14 protein-coding genes are annotated in these 15,989 nt (G+C 69.5%); all 14 read left to right on the forward strand.

Features of this window, described 5'->3' with window-relative positions:
* The first annotated feature begins 120 nt into the window (after positions 1-120).
* Positions 121-855, forward strand: coding sequence for an ABC transporter permease subunit (locus P409_RS09730; RefSeq protein ID WP_034834846.1), 735 nt, complete (start codon positions 121-123; stop codon positions 853-855).
* Positions 856-860: 5 nt separating this feature from the next.
* A complete protein-coding gene (locus P409_RS09735; protein ID WP_034834849.1) occupies positions 861-2,732 on the forward strand; it encodes a Gldg family protein in 1,872 nt (623 codons plus the stop codon).
* Between the two features lie 270 nt (positions 2,733-3,002).
* Positions 3,003-3,803, forward strand: a complete 801-nt coding sequence (locus P409_RS09740; RefSeq protein ID WP_052120286.1) for a calcium-binding protein — start codon at positions 3,003-3,005, stop codon at positions 3,801-3,803.
* A gap of 327 nt (positions 3,804-4,130) precedes the next feature.
* Positions 4,131-5,501: a substrate-binding domain-containing protein gene (locus tag P409_RS09745; protein ID WP_034834852.1), complete on the forward strand. Its 1,371-nt coding sequence runs from the start codon at positions 4,131-4,133 to the stop codon at positions 5,499-5,501.
* A gap of 503 nt (positions 5,502-6,004) precedes the next feature.
* Positions 6,005-6,832: a phosphonate ABC transporter ATP-binding protein gene (phnC, locus tag P409_RS09750; protein WP_034834856.1), complete on the forward strand. Its 828-nt coding sequence runs from the start codon at positions 6,005-6,007 to the stop codon at positions 6,830-6,832.
* Positions 6,833-6,875: 43 nt separating this feature from the next.
* Positions 6,876-7,805: a phosphonate ABC transporter substrate-binding protein gene (gene phnD, locus P409_RS09755; protein WP_052120289.1), complete on the forward strand. Its 930-nt coding sequence runs from the start codon at positions 6,876-6,878 to the stop codon at positions 7,803-7,805.
* Between the two features lie 13 nt (positions 7,806-7,818).
* A complete protein-coding gene (phnE, locus tag P409_RS09760) occupies positions 7,819-8,688 on the forward strand; it encodes a phosphonate ABC transporter, permease protein PhnE (RefSeq protein ID WP_034834857.1) in 870 nt (289 codons plus the stop codon).
* A 2-nt stretch (positions 8,689-8,690) separates the two neighbouring features.
* Entirely contained in the window at positions 8,691-9,551 is an 861-nt protein-coding gene (gene phnE / locus P409_RS09765) for a phosphonate ABC transporter, permease protein PhnE (protein ID WP_034834860.1), read from the forward strand.
* A 195-nt stretch (positions 9,552-9,746) separates the two neighbouring features.
* Entirely contained in the window at positions 9,747-10,508 is a 762-nt protein-coding gene (locus tag P409_RS09770) for an IclR family transcriptional regulator (protein ID WP_081991395.1), read from the forward strand.
* A complete protein-coding gene (locus P409_RS09775) occupies positions 10,505-11,611 on the forward strand; it encodes an ABC transporter substrate-binding protein (RefSeq protein ID WP_034834865.1) in 1,107 nt (368 codons plus the stop codon). The genes P409_RS09770 and P409_RS09775 overlap by 4 nt, the downstream gene beginning before the upstream one ends.
* A gap of 49 nt (positions 11,612-11,660) precedes the next feature.
* Positions 11,661-13,376 (forward strand): ABC transporter permease, encoded by a 1,716-nt coding sequence (locus P409_RS09780; protein ID WP_052120291.1) that lies wholly within the window; start codon positions 11,661-11,663, stop codon positions 13,374-13,376.
* Entirely contained in the window at positions 13,369-14,445 is a 1,077-nt protein-coding gene (locus P409_RS09785; protein WP_034834868.1) for an ABC transporter ATP-binding protein, read from the forward strand. Before P409_RS09780 ends, P409_RS09785 begins: the two co-directional genes overlap by 8 nt.
* An 11-nt stretch (positions 14,446-14,456) precedes the next feature.
* Positions 14,457-15,659: a CaiB/BaiF CoA transferase family protein gene (locus tag P409_RS09790; RefSeq protein WP_034834881.1), complete on the forward strand. Its 1,203-nt coding sequence runs from the start codon at positions 14,457-14,459 to the stop codon at positions 15,657-15,659.
* On the forward strand, positions 15,656-15,989 hold a 334-nt coding region (locus tag P409_RS09795), incomplete at its 3' end, for an aldolase/citrate lyase family protein (protein ID WP_034834870.1). The genes P409_RS09790 and P409_RS09795, both read left to right, overlap by 4 nt.

Here is a 15,989-nt window from a genome sequence, read left to right on the forward strand (position 1 = left end):
ACCCCGGCCGCGCTGGCGGCGCGTTCGCCCGACGGCCGCCTGGCCGGCCTGTTCCGCGCCCTCACCCTGCCGGACGCCGCAGCATTGCCGGACGCGCCGCGCCCGGCGGAGGCCGCCTGAATGCGCGCCGGCCTCGCCCTGTTCCGGCGCGAGCTGGCGGGCTATTTCGCCACGCCGATCGCCGCCGTCTTCGTCGTCGTCTTCCTGGTCCTGGCCGGGGCGCTGCCGATCTATGCCGGCGACTTCTTCGGCCGCGGCGAGGCCGACCTGGAGCCGTTCTTCGCCTTCCTGCCCTGGCTGTACCTGCTGCTGGCCCCCGCCATCGCCATGCGGCTGTGGGCGGAAGAGGCGCGCACCGGCACGGCCGAGCTGCTGTTCACCCTGCCGATCGGCCCCGGCGCCGCGGTGCTGGCCAAGTTCCTGGCCGGCTGGGCAGTGATGGCGCTGGCCCTGGCCCTGACCTTCCCGATGTGGCTGACCGTCGCCTGGCTGGGCAGCCCCGACCATCGGGTGATCGCCGCCGGCTATGCCGGCAGCCTGCTGGTGGCCGGCCTGTACCTGGCCGTCGCCTCCGCCGCCAGCGCCGTGACCCGCAACCAGGTGGTGGCCTTCATCCTCGGCGTCGCCCTGTGCCTCCTCGTCACCATCCCCGGCGCGCCGGCGCTGGCCGGCCTCTTGGGCAACCGGCTGCCGGCGGGAATCGCCGACGCGCTGGCGGTGTTCGGCGTGCTGCCGCATGTCCGGCCGATCGCGCGCGGCGTGATCGACCTGCGCGACCTCGTCTTCTTCGCCACCGTCACCGCCTTCTTCCTGTTCGCGGCGTCGGTGGCGCTTGGCCTGCGGCGGGCGGGGTGACGGCGATGCGGCGACCGCTCCGACACCGCCTGACCGGACTCGCCGCCCTGGTCCTGGCGCTGGCGGCCACGGTCGGCGTCAATCTCTGGGCCGACGGCGCCCTGCGCGGATACCGGCTCGACCTCAGCGAGGACCGCCGCCACGCGCTCGAGACCGCCACCCGCGCCGTGCTGGGGAACCTGAGCCAGCCGGTGACGCTGCGCCTCGTCGTCTCCGACCGGATCGCCGCCGCCTCCCCCGCCTTGGCCGGCTATGCCCGCCGGGTCGAGGCGCGGCTGGAGGACTATGCCGCCGCCGCCGGCGACCGGCTGATCCTGCAGCGCGAGGCGCCGGAGCCGTTCAGCGATGCCGAGGACCGCGCCGTCCAGGACGGGCTGCTGGGCCTGCCGCTGGCCAAGGGCGGCGACCCGGTCTATTTCGGCCTGGTCGGCAGCAGCGCCGCCGACCATGTCGCCATCCCCTTCCTGCGGCCGGAGGAAGAGCCGGCGCTGGACCTGCAGCTGACCCGCATGATCGCGCGGCTGGCCTCGCCGGACCGGCGGCAGGTGGCGGTGGTCAGCACCCTGCCGCTGGGCGGCGCGCTGGCCTTCGGCGGCCGGGTGCTGCCGGCCTTCACCGCCTATCGCGACATGCAGAAGGATTTCGACGTCAAGCCGATCGCGATCAACGACCTGGCGGCCAAGGGCACGGCGGCGCTGGATCCCGCCGTGATCGACGTGCTGCTGCTGGTGCATCCGCGCGACCTGCCGCCGGCCGCGCAATACGCGATCGACCAGTTCCTGATGGCCGGCGGCCGCGCCTTGGTGCTGGTCGACCCGCTGTCCGAGGCGGCGGCGGAGCGGCTGCCGGAGCAGGCGGCGCGCGGCGCCTCCTTCTCTGCCCTCGGCGCCTTCGGGCCGAGCTGGGGGCTGACCCTCGACATCGGCCGGGTGGCGGGCGACCGCGACCTCGCCTCCAGCATCACCGTCCGGCGCGACGACGGCCGCCCGCTGCAGCTGCAGCACCTGGTGTGGCTGACGCTGGGCGAGGCCAATCGCGACGCCGCGGACCCGGCCTTCGCCGGGCTGGGCCCGATCACGGTCGGCACCGCCGGAATCCTGCGGCCGCTGATGGGCGCGTCCACGCAGTTCTCGCCGCTGCTGTTCACCGGCGACCACGGCACCCCGGTCGATGTCGACGAGATCGTGCCGCGCACCGATCCGCAGAAGCTGTGGGCCGCCCACCCGTCCGGCAATGAGCGGCTGGTGCTGGCGGCGCGGGTCAACGGCCATGCCCGCAGCGCCTTCGCCGACCAGCTGCCCGACGGCGTCGCCGTCGACGGCGCGCCGCCCCCGGGGCGGAAGCTGGAGACCGAGACGCTCAACCTCGTGGTGATCGCCGACACCGACATCCTCGACGACCGCTTCTGGGTGGCCCGTGGCCAGCCCGGGCAGCCGGCCCGCGCCTTCGCCGCCAATGGCGACTTCCTGCTGGCCCTGCTGGAGGAGCTGTCCGGCACGCAGGACCTGTCGGCGCTGCGCAACCGGGCGGCCGGCGCCCGGCCCTTCACCCGGATCGCCGAGATCGGCCGCGCCGCCGCGGCGCGGCTGCAGGACAGCGAGACCGCGCTGACCGAAAGGCTGGCCCGGTTCCAGCGCGACATGGCAGCGGCGCAGGGAGCCGAGGGCGGCGCCGAGCCGTCGCGCCAGGCGATCGAGGATCTGCGCGGCAAGATCGTCGGCACCCGCCAGGAGCTGCGCGAGGTCCGGCAGCAGCTGCGCCAGGATGTGGAGACGATCGAACGACGACTGATCTGGCTGAACCTCGCGGCTATCCCAATTCTGATTATGATTTTGATGTCTTCAGTCACCGTGTCCCGGATATTTCGCAAAATCTGACAGTTAAAATCGACATATGCCAATATAATCATCTAGCGCATCCTATTGTATTTTATAAATATAAAGTATTTTTCCTAAAATGAATTGGAAATGATTTGATTGAGTCACTTGCGAGTCTCGGTCCTGCAATAGAATCACTATATGATCAGAGTCATGGTCCGGTGAGATCTTGGAGATCACATGCCCGATTCGGCGCCCTTCTGACGCCGGACCACCCAGGTCGCTCTCGGGCAGCAGCATGATCGAAGACCGATATATCGGGGGAGCACCATGAGCCTGATCAACGGAACCGTCGGTGACGACGTCATCACCGGCACCGACAGCACCGACATCATCTTCGGCCAGGACGGCAACGACCAGATCGAGGGCGGTGCCGGCAGCGACATCATCGACGGCGGCAACGGCGACGACGCCCTCTACGGCAATGACGGCAACGACGTCCTCCTCGGCGGCGCCGGAGCCGATTCCATCGACACCGGCAACGGCCTGAACATTGTCGATGGCGGCGCCGGCGATGACACCATCGGCGGCGGCCTCGACACTGACATCCTGCACGGCGATGCCGGCGACGACACCGTCTTCGCCAACAGCGGCGACGACCTCGTGCTCGGCGGGGACGGCCGCGACTCCCTGTTCGGCGACAGCGGCAATGACACGCTGAACGGTGGCTCCGGCGACGATTTCATCGATGGCGGCGACGGCAACGACGTCATCGTCGGGGGCGCCGGCCAGGACCAGCTGAGCGGCGGCGCCGGCAGCGACACCTTCGTGTACTGCGGCGTCTCGCAGAGCACGCCGGCCGCGGCCGACATCATCCAGGACTTCTCGACCGCCGATCACGACCTGATCGATCTGTCGGCGATCGATGCCAACAGCGGCGCCCGCGGCAACCAGGCCTTCGCCTTCATCGGCACCGAGGTCTTCGGCGGCCATGCCGGCCAGCTGCGCATCGAGTTGATCGACGCGTCGACCGTGCTGGTCCAGGCCGATGTTAACGGCGACAAGACGGCGGATCTCCAGATCGAAGTCCACGGGGCCGGCACTCTCGCCGCCGTCGACTTCATCCTCTGATCCAGCCGCACGAGATGGCTTCCGGAAGCAAATAATTACTCAGTATATATTTGTTTCCGGTATTGCCATTCGCTACAAATCTATGTATTTATCTAAATTTACTTAGGATTTATGTCACGAATCCTCAAAGAATCGATCACGGATTCATCAGCTTAATTTGGAATCATGTGATCGGAACGGCTGAGTCTTGCAACAACGACCCGCTGATCTTCCGAAAGGGTGATCAAAAAAGGGGTGGGTCGGCAGGACGCACCTCTTCCAGGACGAGCGGCCGCGATCCCGCGGCCGTCGACTCGACTCATCGATACGTCAGGAAGGAGACGACACTTGTCCATCCGTCTGAAGACCTGCAGTCTGCTCGCCCTCGCCGCGGGCGCCCTGCTGATCAATGCCGCCCCGGCCTCGGCCGCCGGTGCAATCTACGGCGCCGGCGCCACCCTGCCGTTCAACCTGTACCGTGCCGCCACCGGCACCAGCGCCTGGTTCGACAACTTCGCCGGCGTGGGCTTCACCAGCTGCAACCCGGCCAGCGCGAACTGCATCGCCTTCGCCTCCCTGGGCAGCGGCGCGGGCCTGACCGCGTTCCTCGCCCAGCAGTCGCCGAATGCGACGCCGTCCCTCGTGCCCTATGAGAGCTCGTTCATCCCCTACGCCGAGGGCACCAACGGCTACGGCGCGGGCTCGGCGTTCTTCGATTTCGCCGCCAGCGACGCGACCCTGACCGCCGCCCAGGTCAGCCAGTACACCAGCACCGTGCAGCCGACCCGCGGCGCCGGCATCCAGATCCCGACCGTGGGCAGCCCGGTCGCGATCGCGTTCAACGCCACCGGCCTGAACATCAACCATCCGGTGCCGAGCGGCACGAAGGCCACCACCGGCGGCTCGAGCGGCCTGTGGCTGTCGCGCCGCGCCTATTGCGGCATCTTCACCGGCGCCATCACCAACTGGAACGACCCGGTCCTGACCGCCGACAACGGCGGCGTGCAGCTCAACGCGAACCTGCCGATCAAGGTCTACCGTCGCGCCGATTCCAGCGGCACGACCTTCCTGTTCTCGCGTCATCTGGCGACGGTCTGCAACGGCACGGTCGACAAGACCACCAGCCACGCCGCTGGCAATGTGTCCCTGTGGTCCGGCGGCGTCGGCACCACCGTGACTTGGCCGGCCGCCTTCACCGCGGCCACCGGCAGCGACGGCGTGGCGAAGGCTGTCGCCGCGACCTCCGGCGCCGTCGGCTATGTCAGCCCGGACTATACGCAGCAGTCGACCAGCCCGGCGATCAGCCCGGCTCCGGTTGCCGCGAATCTGCAGAACAGCTTCGACTTCAACAATGGCGGTCCGATCTCGGGCGACACCCCGCGCCCGCCGGCCCCGACCTACACCACCGCGGCCACTGCGTCCTTCGTCGTGCCGGCGACCAACACCCAGGCGGCTTGGGGCACTGCGGCCGACACCACCGCGATGCGCAACCCGACCGGCTCGACGGCCTATCCGGCCGCCGGCTTCACGCTGATCAACTTCTACGGCTGCTATGCCTCGGCGGCCAAGGTCACCGCGCTGAAGGCTTTCGTCGCGGGCTACACCGCGGGCGGCACCTACGACACCCTGGCGCGCAACTCCGCCTTCGCGCCGCTGCCCTCGACCGTCAAGACCGCGGCGAACAGCTGGGTCAGCACCGGCATCACCACCTGCCCGTAACGGCCATGAAGGCTCGGTGAGGATCCTCCGGATCCTCACCGGTCTCCCAAGCCGGCCCGCATCGCCCCAAGGCGGTGCGGGCTTTTTCTATTGCGCCCTCCGACGTCTGCATCACCGACGGCATGTCACCCCTTCGGAGGCCAAGCGCGCCTATCGTGGCGGGCCGGACATGTCCTGCCGCAGGTCCCGCAGCTGTCGTGCGACGGCATCCGGAAAGCGAACTCCACCGCGGCCGAACATGCCAGACCATCCATCCGCCACGATCCGCAGCGCAGATGCCGCAACGAAAGAGGTCCGCGCCTAGTGCGTTCGGCCCATCGAATCGATCCGGCCGAATGATTTCAGATATCCGAAATATCAATGTCACGAATAAGGCGTAGATACTGTCCGTGACGCCGGCCCGATTCCAATTCATTGGAGAATTTCTTCTATCGCCGGCTCGACAACTGACGAATTCATATAGACCTTTGAGATCAAGGTCTATGGATCAGGAGGTTCGACCGATGCTGCAGCTCGGCGGGGTGACGAAACGCTTTGGATCCGTGGCCGCGGTCGACGCGGTCACCCTGGACGTCCCCCGCGGGCAGATGGTCGGCGTCATCGGCAGCTCCGGCGCCGGCAAGTCGACGCTGCTGCGCCTGGTCAACCGGCTGGTCGACCCCAGCGGCGGCCGCATCCTGTTCGAGGGCACCGATATCGGCGCCCTGCGCGGCGGCCCGCTCAGGGCCTGGCGCGCCCGCTGCGCCATGATCTTCCAGCAGTTCAACCTGGTGGACCGGCTCGACGTCCTGACCAACGTGCTGATCGGCCGGGTCAGCGCCAGCGGCACGCTGCCGGTGATGTTCAAGCATTTCTCGCAGGTCGAGCGCGGCATGGCCGCCCGGGCGCTGGACAGGCTGGACCTGCTGCCCCAGGCGCTGCAGCGCGCCGACACCCTGTCCGGCGGCCAGCAGCAGCGCGTCGCGATCGCCAGGGCGCTGGTGCAGTCGCCCGAGATCATCCTGGCCGACGAGCCGATCGCCTCGCTGGACCCGCGCAACGCCCGGCTGGTGATGGACGCGCTGCGGCGGATCAACCGGGAGGACGGCATCACCGTGCTGTGCAACCTGCACACGCTGGAGACGGCACGCCGCTATTGCGACCGCATCGTCGGCATGGCCGCCGGCCGCGTCGTGTTCGACGGATCGCCGGCCGAGCTGACCACGTCCCGGATCCAGGCCATCTATGGCCGCGGCAGCGACGAGGCGATCGACGAGAGCCTGACCGACACCATCGCCGCTTCGGTCCCGCGGCCGGCCGCATCCCGGCCGGAACCGGCCTTCGCCCACTGAACGACCCGCCGGCCCGTGGGCCGGCACCGACCCGGAGAGATCCATGCCGATCGCATCCCTGCGGCGCCGCCTGGCGCTGGCCGCCGCCCTTGCCGTCGCCGCCCTGGCCACCCTGCCCGCCCGCGCCGAGGATTGGCGCCAGCAATATCCGGAGCTGCGCTTCGGCATCTCCAGCAGCGAGAACGAGAAGGATTCGGTGGCCCGTTACGAGCCGTTCGCCGCCTATCTCAGCCGCAAGCTGGGCGTACCGGTGAAGATCACCCGCGGCACCGACTATGCCGCCGTGGTCGAGGCGCTGCGCTCGGACAACGCCGAATTCGCCACCTTCGGCCCGGCCAGCTACGCCCTGGCTCGCAAGGTGATGGGCGACCGGGTCAGGCCGGTGGCGGTGACGCAGGAGATGGACGGCGCCACCGGCTATCATTCGGTGATCGCGGTCCGCGCCGACAGCCCCTATCACAGCCTGCAGGACCTGAAGGGCAAGTCGCTGGCCTATGCCGACCCGAACTCGACCTCGGGCTATGCCGTGCCGCTCTACTTCATGAAGAAGAACGGCATCGACCCGGACACCTTCTTCAGCACCACCGCCTTCTCCGGCAGCCATGAGCTCGGCATCATCGCCCTGCTGAACGGCACCTTCGACGCCGCGGCGACCCATTGGACCAATGCCCAGCGCGGCAACATCCAGCGCATGGAGGAGAAGGGGATGATCCCCAAGGGCTCCGTGCGCATCATCTGGACCTCCGACCTGATCCCCAATTCGCCCTGGGTGGTCCGCACCGACCTGCCGCAGGAGCTGCAGGACGCCTTCACCGAGGCGCTGTTCGCCTTCCCGAAGGAGGATCCGGCGGCGCAGAAGCAGCTCAGCGACGGCCTCTGGAGCGCCTTCGTCCCGGCGAAGCACGAGGACTACCTCGACATCATCGCCATCACCGAGATGAACGCGGCCGAGCGGCGTCGCCGCGGTTCCTGAGCCGGGCCGCACGATGACCCCCGGCACGATCGACGGCTTCGAGCGCGGCTATCGCCGACAGCTGGCGGAGAAGCGCCTGCGCACCCTCGGCATCGGCCTGGTGCTGGTCGCGGCGCTGGCTGCTTCCACCGTCATCGGCGGGGTCGACCCCGCCCGGCTGGCCGCCGGCCTGCCGCAGGCCTGGGCCTATATCTGGGGCACCATCCCGGTGCTGCGGGCCGACAGCCTGGGCGCCGATCTGGGCGAATGGTACTGGGGGCTGGGCAGCTGGCTGCGCCTGGCCGGGGAGACCGTGCTGATGGGCTTCACCGGCACGGTGCTGGGCGGCGCGGCCGGGCTGCTGCTGTGCTTCCCGGCCTCGCGCAACCTGGTGCAGGGCCGCGCCCTGCACTTCGCCTGCCGGCGGGTGCTGGAGGTGGCGCGGACGGTGCCGGAGCTGGTCTACGCCCTGATCTTCGTCTACGCCTTCGGCCTCGGCCCCTTCGCCGGCGTGCTGGCGATCGCGGTCCACACCGCAGGCGCCCTGGGCAAGCTGTTCGCCGAGGTGAACGAGAATGTCGACCCGGGGCCGATCGAGGGCGTGCGCGCCGCCGGGGGCACCTGGCCGGCGATCATGCGGCTGGCAGTGCTGCCGCAGGTGCTGCCGAACTTCGCCAGCTACGCCCTGCTGCGCTTCGAGATCAATGTCCGCTCCGCCTCAGCCCTCGGCATCGTCGGCGCCGGCGGCATCGGCGAGGAGCTGTACCTGTCGGTGCGCCAGTTCGAGTACCCCGACATCAGCGCCATCCTGCTGCTGATCATCGCCCTGGTGTCGATCATCGATCTCGGCTGCGAGGCGGTGCGCCACCGCCTGATCGGCCGCGACGCGCTGAGGATGGTGTGACCATGGCCCGGACAGCGACCATCGATCCGGCGGAGCTGGCGGCGCTGCAGGCCGCCCATCCCCGGCTGTTCCGCCGGTCCGCGGCCGAGCGGGCGCGCAGCTGGGGCGCCTGGATCGGCCTCCTGGCCCTGTTCGGCTTCGGCCTGTGGTGGATAGACGCCTCGCCGGCGCGGATCTGGGGCGGGCTGTCGAAGCTGGGCTTCATGATCGGGCTGATGCTGCCGCCGTCGGACGGCGGCGCCCTGTGGGACTTCGCCTATGCGCTGCTGGAGACGCTGGCGATGGCCTTCCTGGGCACCCTTCTGGCGGTGGTCGCCGCGGTGCCGCTGGGCTTCCTCGGCGCCCGCAACATCGTGCCGAACTGGATCTTCCATTTCAGCCTGCGCCGGCTGTTCGACGGCTTCCGCGGCGTCGACACGCTGGTCTGGGCGCTGATCTTCGTCAGCGCCGTCGGCATGGGGCCCTTCGCCGGCATCCTGGCGATCGCCTTCAGCGACATGGCGGTGCTGGCCAAGCTGTATGCCGAGGCGATCGAGGGCGCCGACCGCCGGCCGGTCGAGGGCGTGCGCGCGGCCGGGGCCAACGGGCTGCAGTCGCTGCGCCTGGCGGTGCTGCCGCAGGTGCTGCCGCTGATGCTGAGCCACGCCCTCTACTTCTTCGAATCCAACACCCGGTCGGCCGCGATCCTCGGCATCGTCGGCGCCGGCGGCATCGGCCTGCAGCTGTCCGACCGCATCCGCATCAACAACTGGGATGAGGTGCTGTTCATCGTCCTGATGATCCTGGCGACGGTGGCGGCGATCGATGCCGCGTCGCGCCGGATCCGGATGGCGATCATCCGTCCCCCCGCCCGGCGCGGCTGACCGACCGGCCCCGTCCCTTCCGAGAGATTTTCAGAGTCCCCAACACCGTCATTGCGGGCGCAGCTTCGTCGGCTTCGCCTCCTCGCAATGACGGTGAGGAATGGGCCGGGTTGACAGCCCTTCATCTCGGCCCATAGATTCAAAATAGAAAATGCGTTCAAAATATTGAACTATCGCTTGGAAGAGGCCCGGGACGTGAGCGGCAGGGGCGCGGAGCGCATCCTCGATCTTCTGGAATGGCTGGCGGCCCGGGCCGAGCCGGCGGCGCTGGCGGATGTCGCGCAGACGCTGGCGCTGCCGAAGAGCAGCACCCTGCTGCTGCTGCGCCTGCTGGTGGAGCGCGGCTATGCCGAGCGGATGGCCGACGGCCGCTACCGCCTGGTCCGCCTGCCTGGCGACCGCCCCGAGGGCCGCGAGGCCTGGGCCATCCTGCTGCGCCTGGCGGCGCCGCATTTGAACCGTGCGGTCGAGCAATCGGGCGAGAGCGTCTTCGTTGCCGTCCTGGATGGCGACGAGATCCGCTACCTGAACAAGCTGCTGCCGGACCGCGAGATCCGGTACGACCGCAACATCGGCCCCACCCGCGTGCCGCACCAGGTGTCGAGCGGCGTGGTGCTGCTGGCCGGGCTGCCGGCCGCGGAGCTCACAGCCTATTGCGGCCGCCTGGGCCTGGATGCGGGGCAGCGGCGGGAGCTGCAGGCCCGCGCCGAGGCCGCCGCGCGCGACGGCTTCCACTTCAATCCCCAGGGGGTGGTCGAAGGCGCCTCCGGCGTCGCCGCGCCGATCCTCGACGGCGCCGGCCGGGCGGTGGCCGCGCTCAACATCTCCGGCCCGCATCCCCGGGTCGTCGCCAACCTGCCGAAGATCACCCGGGCCGTTTTGGACGGCGCGCAGGCGATCTCGGCCGAGATCGCCAAACGAAGCAGCAACCGCTCTGGGAGGAGCACCCGCACATGAAGCACCCCATCGCCGCCGGACTCCTGGCCCTCGGCCTCGCTGCCGTGACGACGACCGCCCTCGCCCAGGAGGCGAAGGTGCCCGCCGGCTATCCGGCCGACTACGCCGCGGTGATCGAGGGCTCGCGCTCCGAAGGCGGCCTCGTCGTCTACTCGAACATGGCGGATACCAACTGGCAGCCGCTGCTGCAGGGCTTCCGGGAAGCCTATCCCTGGATCAAGGTCGAGACGCTCGACCTCGGCTCCGGCACCGTGCATTCCCGCTGGGAGGCGGAGGCCGGGTCGGGCTCCCGCACGGCCGACATCCTGATCTCCGGCGCCAATGACCGCTGGGCGGCCTATGCCGGCGACGGCCGGATGATGGACTACCAGAGCCCCGAGCTGGCGGCCCTACCCGATTTCGCCCATCCCGCGCCCGGCATCTACACCCTGTCCGCCGACCCGCTGGTGATCACCTACAACGCCGCCCTGCTGACCGACGACCAGCGGCCGACCGGCTTCGCCTCGCTGGTGGCCAAGGCGGCGGCGGACCACGGCAGCTTCGACGGCAAGATCACCACCTATGACGCGGCCCGCAACTCCTTCGGCCTGGCCGCGTGGTGGAGCTTCCTCAACGCCAAGGGCGCGGATGGCTGGGCCGAGCTGGCGAAGATCGGGCCGATGATCCGCGGCGAGGTGTCGGGCGGTGCGATGAACGAGAAGATCGCCACCGGCGAATATGTCGTCGGCGTCGCCGTCTCCGGCATCACCATCTTCCCGCGCCTGGACCAGCCGGGCGGCGAGCTGCTGGGCTTCGCCTTCCCCGATGACGGCACCATCATGATGCTGCGCGGCATGGGCATCCCGAAGGGCACGGCCAACCCGAACTCGGCCAAGCTGTTCGTCGACTACGCCTTGAGCCATGCCGGCCAGACGCTGATCGGCAAGGGCGGCCTGACCCCGCTGCGCAACGACGTCGACGAGGCGGAGGTCCGCTACACCTACCAGGGCATCGAGAAGACGGTCGGCAAGGACAAGATGATCATCGCCGGCTTCGACAAGGGCCTGATCACGGAGGCCGCCCCCTTCGTCGAGAAGTGGAAGGCGGCGATGGCGGGCCGGTGACCGCCTGCCTCGCTTCACCCCTCCGGCTGCCCCTCCAGCGGACAGAGCCATGACCGATCTGACACTGCCCAGGGCCGCGCGCGGCTGGGACCGCTCGCGCCTGATCTTCTGGGGCGTCGCGATCCTCTCGACCCTGCTGGTGATCGGGCCGCTGGCGCCGATCCTGGCGCAGGCCTTCCTCGACCGCCCGCTCTACGCCGAGGGCGCCACGGCGACGCTGGGCAATTTCCAGCGCCTGTTCGGCGACCCGACGATCCTCGGCATCTTCGGCAACACGCTGGTCTTCGCCGTGCTGACCATGGTGGTGGCGCAGCTGTTCGGGTCGGTCATGGCGGTGGTGGTCGGGCGCACCAACCTGCCCGGCCGCACATGGATCGGCGAGATCCTGATCTGGCCGCTGTTCGTATCGAACCTGGTCATCGCCTTCGGCTGGCTGACCATGTACGGCCCGTCCGGCTACATCTCGCTGGCGATGAAGAGCTGGTTCGGCTTCGTGCCCTGGAACCTGTACTCGATCGCCGGGATGGGCATCGTCGCCGGCCTCAGCCAGGCGCCGCTGTCCTACCTGATGTGCCTCGGCGCCGTCACCAAGGCAGACCCGCAGCTGGAGGACGCCGCCCGCTCCGCCGGCGCCGGCCCGTTCCGGGCCCTGTTCTCCGTCACCGTGCCGATGATGCGGCCGGCGATGATCTATTCCAGCGTGCTCAACTTCGTGATCGGGATCGAGATGCTGGCGATCCCGCTGCTGTTCGGCGCGCCGGGCGGCCTGAACACGGTGACGACCTTCCTCTACAACAACGGCATCAACGCCGCGGTGCGGCCCGACTACGGCATCGTCGGCGCGGCCGCGCTGATCCTTCTGCTGATCGTGGCCGGCCTGGTCTGGCTGCAGGGCGCATTGATGAAGGGCAGCGGCCGCTTCGTCACCGTGCGCGGCAAGGCCAGTCGGCCGTCGACGCTGGATCTCGGCCCCTGGCGCTGGATCGCCTTCGCCGCCGTCCTGGCCTATGTGCTGCTGACCATCGTCGCGGTCTTCGCCGGCATCGTCATGCGCTCGGGCGTCAGCTTCCTCACCCCGCTGATCCCGTTCTGGAAGCTGGTGACGACGGCGAATTTCGCCACCGTCTTCGCGTCGGAGACCTATGTCCGGTCGATCGTCAACTCGGTGGTCATCGCCCTGGTTGGCGGCGTGATCGGCACCTTCTTCATCGCCGTGATCGCGCTGGTGGCCCGGCGGTCGGAATTCCGCTACGCCCGGGCGCTGGAATACGTCGCCCTGTTCCCGCGGGCGCTGCCCGGCATCATCGCCGGCCTCGGCTTCTTCTACGCCGTGGTCTGGGTCCCTGGCCTCGACATGATCCGCGGCACCATCGGCATCCTGATGGTCGCCTTCATCCTGCGCTACATCCCGGTCGGCTTCGGCGCCATCGCGCCGGCCCTGGCCCAGATCGGCGAGGAGCTGGACCGCGGCGCCCGCATCTCCGGCGCCGACTGGTGGACGACGGTGACCCGGATCGTGCTGCCGATCCTGAAGCCGGCGCTGTTCTCCTGCTTCGCGCTGCTGTTCATCCACTTCTTCAAGGAATACGTCACCGCCGTGTTCCTCTTCCAGCCGGGGTCGGAGATCATCGGCACCACGATGCTTCAGCTCGCGGCCCAGGGCGACAACGGCCCGGTGGCGGCGCTGGCGACGATCCAGATCGTGATCACCGCCGCCTTCGTCCTGCTGGCCCGCCCGGTTTTCGGAGCAAAGATCTATGGCTGACCTGGTCCTGGACCGCCTGACCATCCGCTACGGCGACGTCACCGCGGTCAACGACATCTCCATCCATGTCGCGGCGGGAGAGTTCCTGACCTTCCTCGGCCCTTCCGGCTGCGGCAAGTCGACGACCCTGTTCTCGGTCGCCGGGCTGAATCATGCCACCTCCGGCACCATCCGGATCGGCGACGCGGTGCTGTTCGACGGCGGCCGCGGCGTCTTCGTCCCGCCGGAGCGGCGCGACATCGGCCTGGTGTTCCAGAGCTACGCCCTGTGGCCGCACAAGACGGTCGCCGAGAACCTGGCCTTTCCGCTGAAGCTGCGGAAGATCGGCCGGGCCGAGCGCGACGAGCGGATCCGCGAGGTGCTGTCGCTGGTCGAGATGACGCGCTATGCCGAGCGCTACCCGTTCGAGCTGTCGGGCGGCCAGCAGCAGCGCGTGGCGCTGGCCCGGGCTCTGGTCTACCGCCCCCGCCTGCTGCTGCTGGACGAGCCGCTGTCGAACCTGGATGCCAAGCTGCGCGAGCGCGCCCGGGTCTGGCTGCGCGAGCTGCAGGAGCGGCTGCACGTCACCACCATCTATGTCACCCACGACCAGTCGGAGGCGCTGGCCGTGTCCGACCGCATCGCGGTGATGAGCATGGGGCATCTGCGGCAGCTCGGCACGCCGAAGGAGATCTATGAGCGGCCGGCCGACGCCTTCGTCGCCGACTTCATCGGCTCATCCAACTTCCTGTCGGGCCGCATGGTCGGAGAGGCGAACGGCCGCGCCACGGTCGAGCTGGCCGACGGCAGCCGCCTGACCGTACCGGCGGGCAGCCCGGCCGGGGACGGCAGCCTGGTCGTCGCCGTCCGCCCCGAGCGGATCGAGCTGGTCGACGGGCCGGGCGAGAACGCCATCCCGGTCGAGGTCGCGCACGGCACCTATCTGGGCCCGGTGTACCAGTATGAGGTGGCCGGCGGCGGCACCACCTTCCGCATCCAGACCAGCCATGCGGTCGAGGCGCGGACCGCCTTCGTCCGCATCCCGCCCGAGGCTGCGGCGATCTTCGCCGCCGGCCCGGAAGCCCCATGAACGAGACGCCGATGACCGAACAGCCGATCCGCTTCGACCCGACGCTGCAGGGCCCCCTGTCCGGCGTGCGCGTCCTCGACCTGTCCCGCCTGGTCGCCGGCAACATGCTGTCGCTGCAGCTCGCCGATTTCGGCGCCGACGTGGTCAAGATCGAGCCGCCGCAGGGCGACCCGCTGCGCGACTGGACCGATGACGGCCAGTCGCTGCACTGGAAGGTCTATGCGCGCAACAAGCGGTCGATGGTGCTGAACCTGCGCGAGGCGGCCGACATGGACGCGCTGCTGGCGCTGGTGGAGACGGCCGACGTCTTCATCGAGAACTTCCGCCCCGGCACGCTCGAATCCATGGGCATCGCCCCGGAGCGCCTCCTGAAGCTCAACCCCAACCTGATCGTGGTGCGGATCTCCGGCTTCGGCCAGACCGGCCCCTATGCCGCCTATCCTGGCTTCGGCACGCTGGTCGAGGCGATGAGCGGCTTCGCCGCCCGGACCGGCTTCCCCGACCGCGAGCCGGTCCTGCCGCCGCTGGCGCTGGCCGACATGATCTCCGGCATGACCGGGGCGCAGGCCGTGACCATGGCGCTGCTGGCCCGCGAGAAAGGCCTGTCGAGGGGCCAGGTGATCGACCTGTCGCTGCTGGAGCCGATCTTCGCCGTGCTGGGCCCGGAGGCGGCGATCCACCGCGTCACCGGCAAGGTCAAGCAGCGCACCGGCAGCGCCTCCAACACCTCCTCGCCGCGCAACGTCTATCGCTGCGGCGACGGCCACTATGTCGCGCTGTCGGGGTCGATGCAGGTGATCGCCATGCGCATCTTCGACATCATTGGCCGGCCGGACATGAAGACCGATCCGCGCTTCTCCAGCAACGCCGCGCGGGTGAAGCACCGCGACCTGGTCGACCAGGCCGTCGGTGCCTGGTTCGCCGAGCGCGACCGCGAGACGGCGCTGCAGGTGATGCGCGACGCCGGGGCCACGGTCGGGCCGGTCTACGACATCGCCGACATCGCCGCCGACCCGCATTTCCGCGAGCGCGGCGTGATCGTCGAGGTCGAGGATGCCGACAACGGCTCGCTGCCGATGCACGCCGTGCTGCCGCGCCTGTCCGGCACGCCGGGCGGGCTGCGGCGACCCGCCCCTGCCCTCGGCGAGCATACCGAGGAGCTGAAGGCCGAGATCGCCCGGGCCGCGCAGACCGGCAAGGGAGACGCCCCGTGATCCGCTCGCTGCTTTACGTCCCGGCCTCCGAGCCGCGCTTCATCGAGAAGGCGCACACCCGCGGCGCCGACGCCGTGATCCTCGACCTGGAGGACGCCGTCGCGCCGTCGCGCAAGGCGGCAGCGCGGGACGCGCTGGCGGAGAGTGTCGCCCAGGCCGGCCAGTCCGGCGCCATGGTCCATGTCCGGATCAACGCCGAGCCGGAGCTGCGCTTCCTCGACGCCGAGGCCGCCTGCCGCGCCGGCGCCGCGGGGCTGATGGTGGCGAAGACAACCTCCGCGGCGGAGCTGACCGAGCTGGCCGGGCGGGTCGAGCCGATCGAGAGGGAGC

Source organism: Inquilinus limosus MP06, assembly GCF_000767795.1.
Lineage (GTDB): Bacteria > Pseudomonadota > Alphaproteobacteria > DSM-16000 > Inquilinaceae > Inquilinus > Inquilinus limosus_E.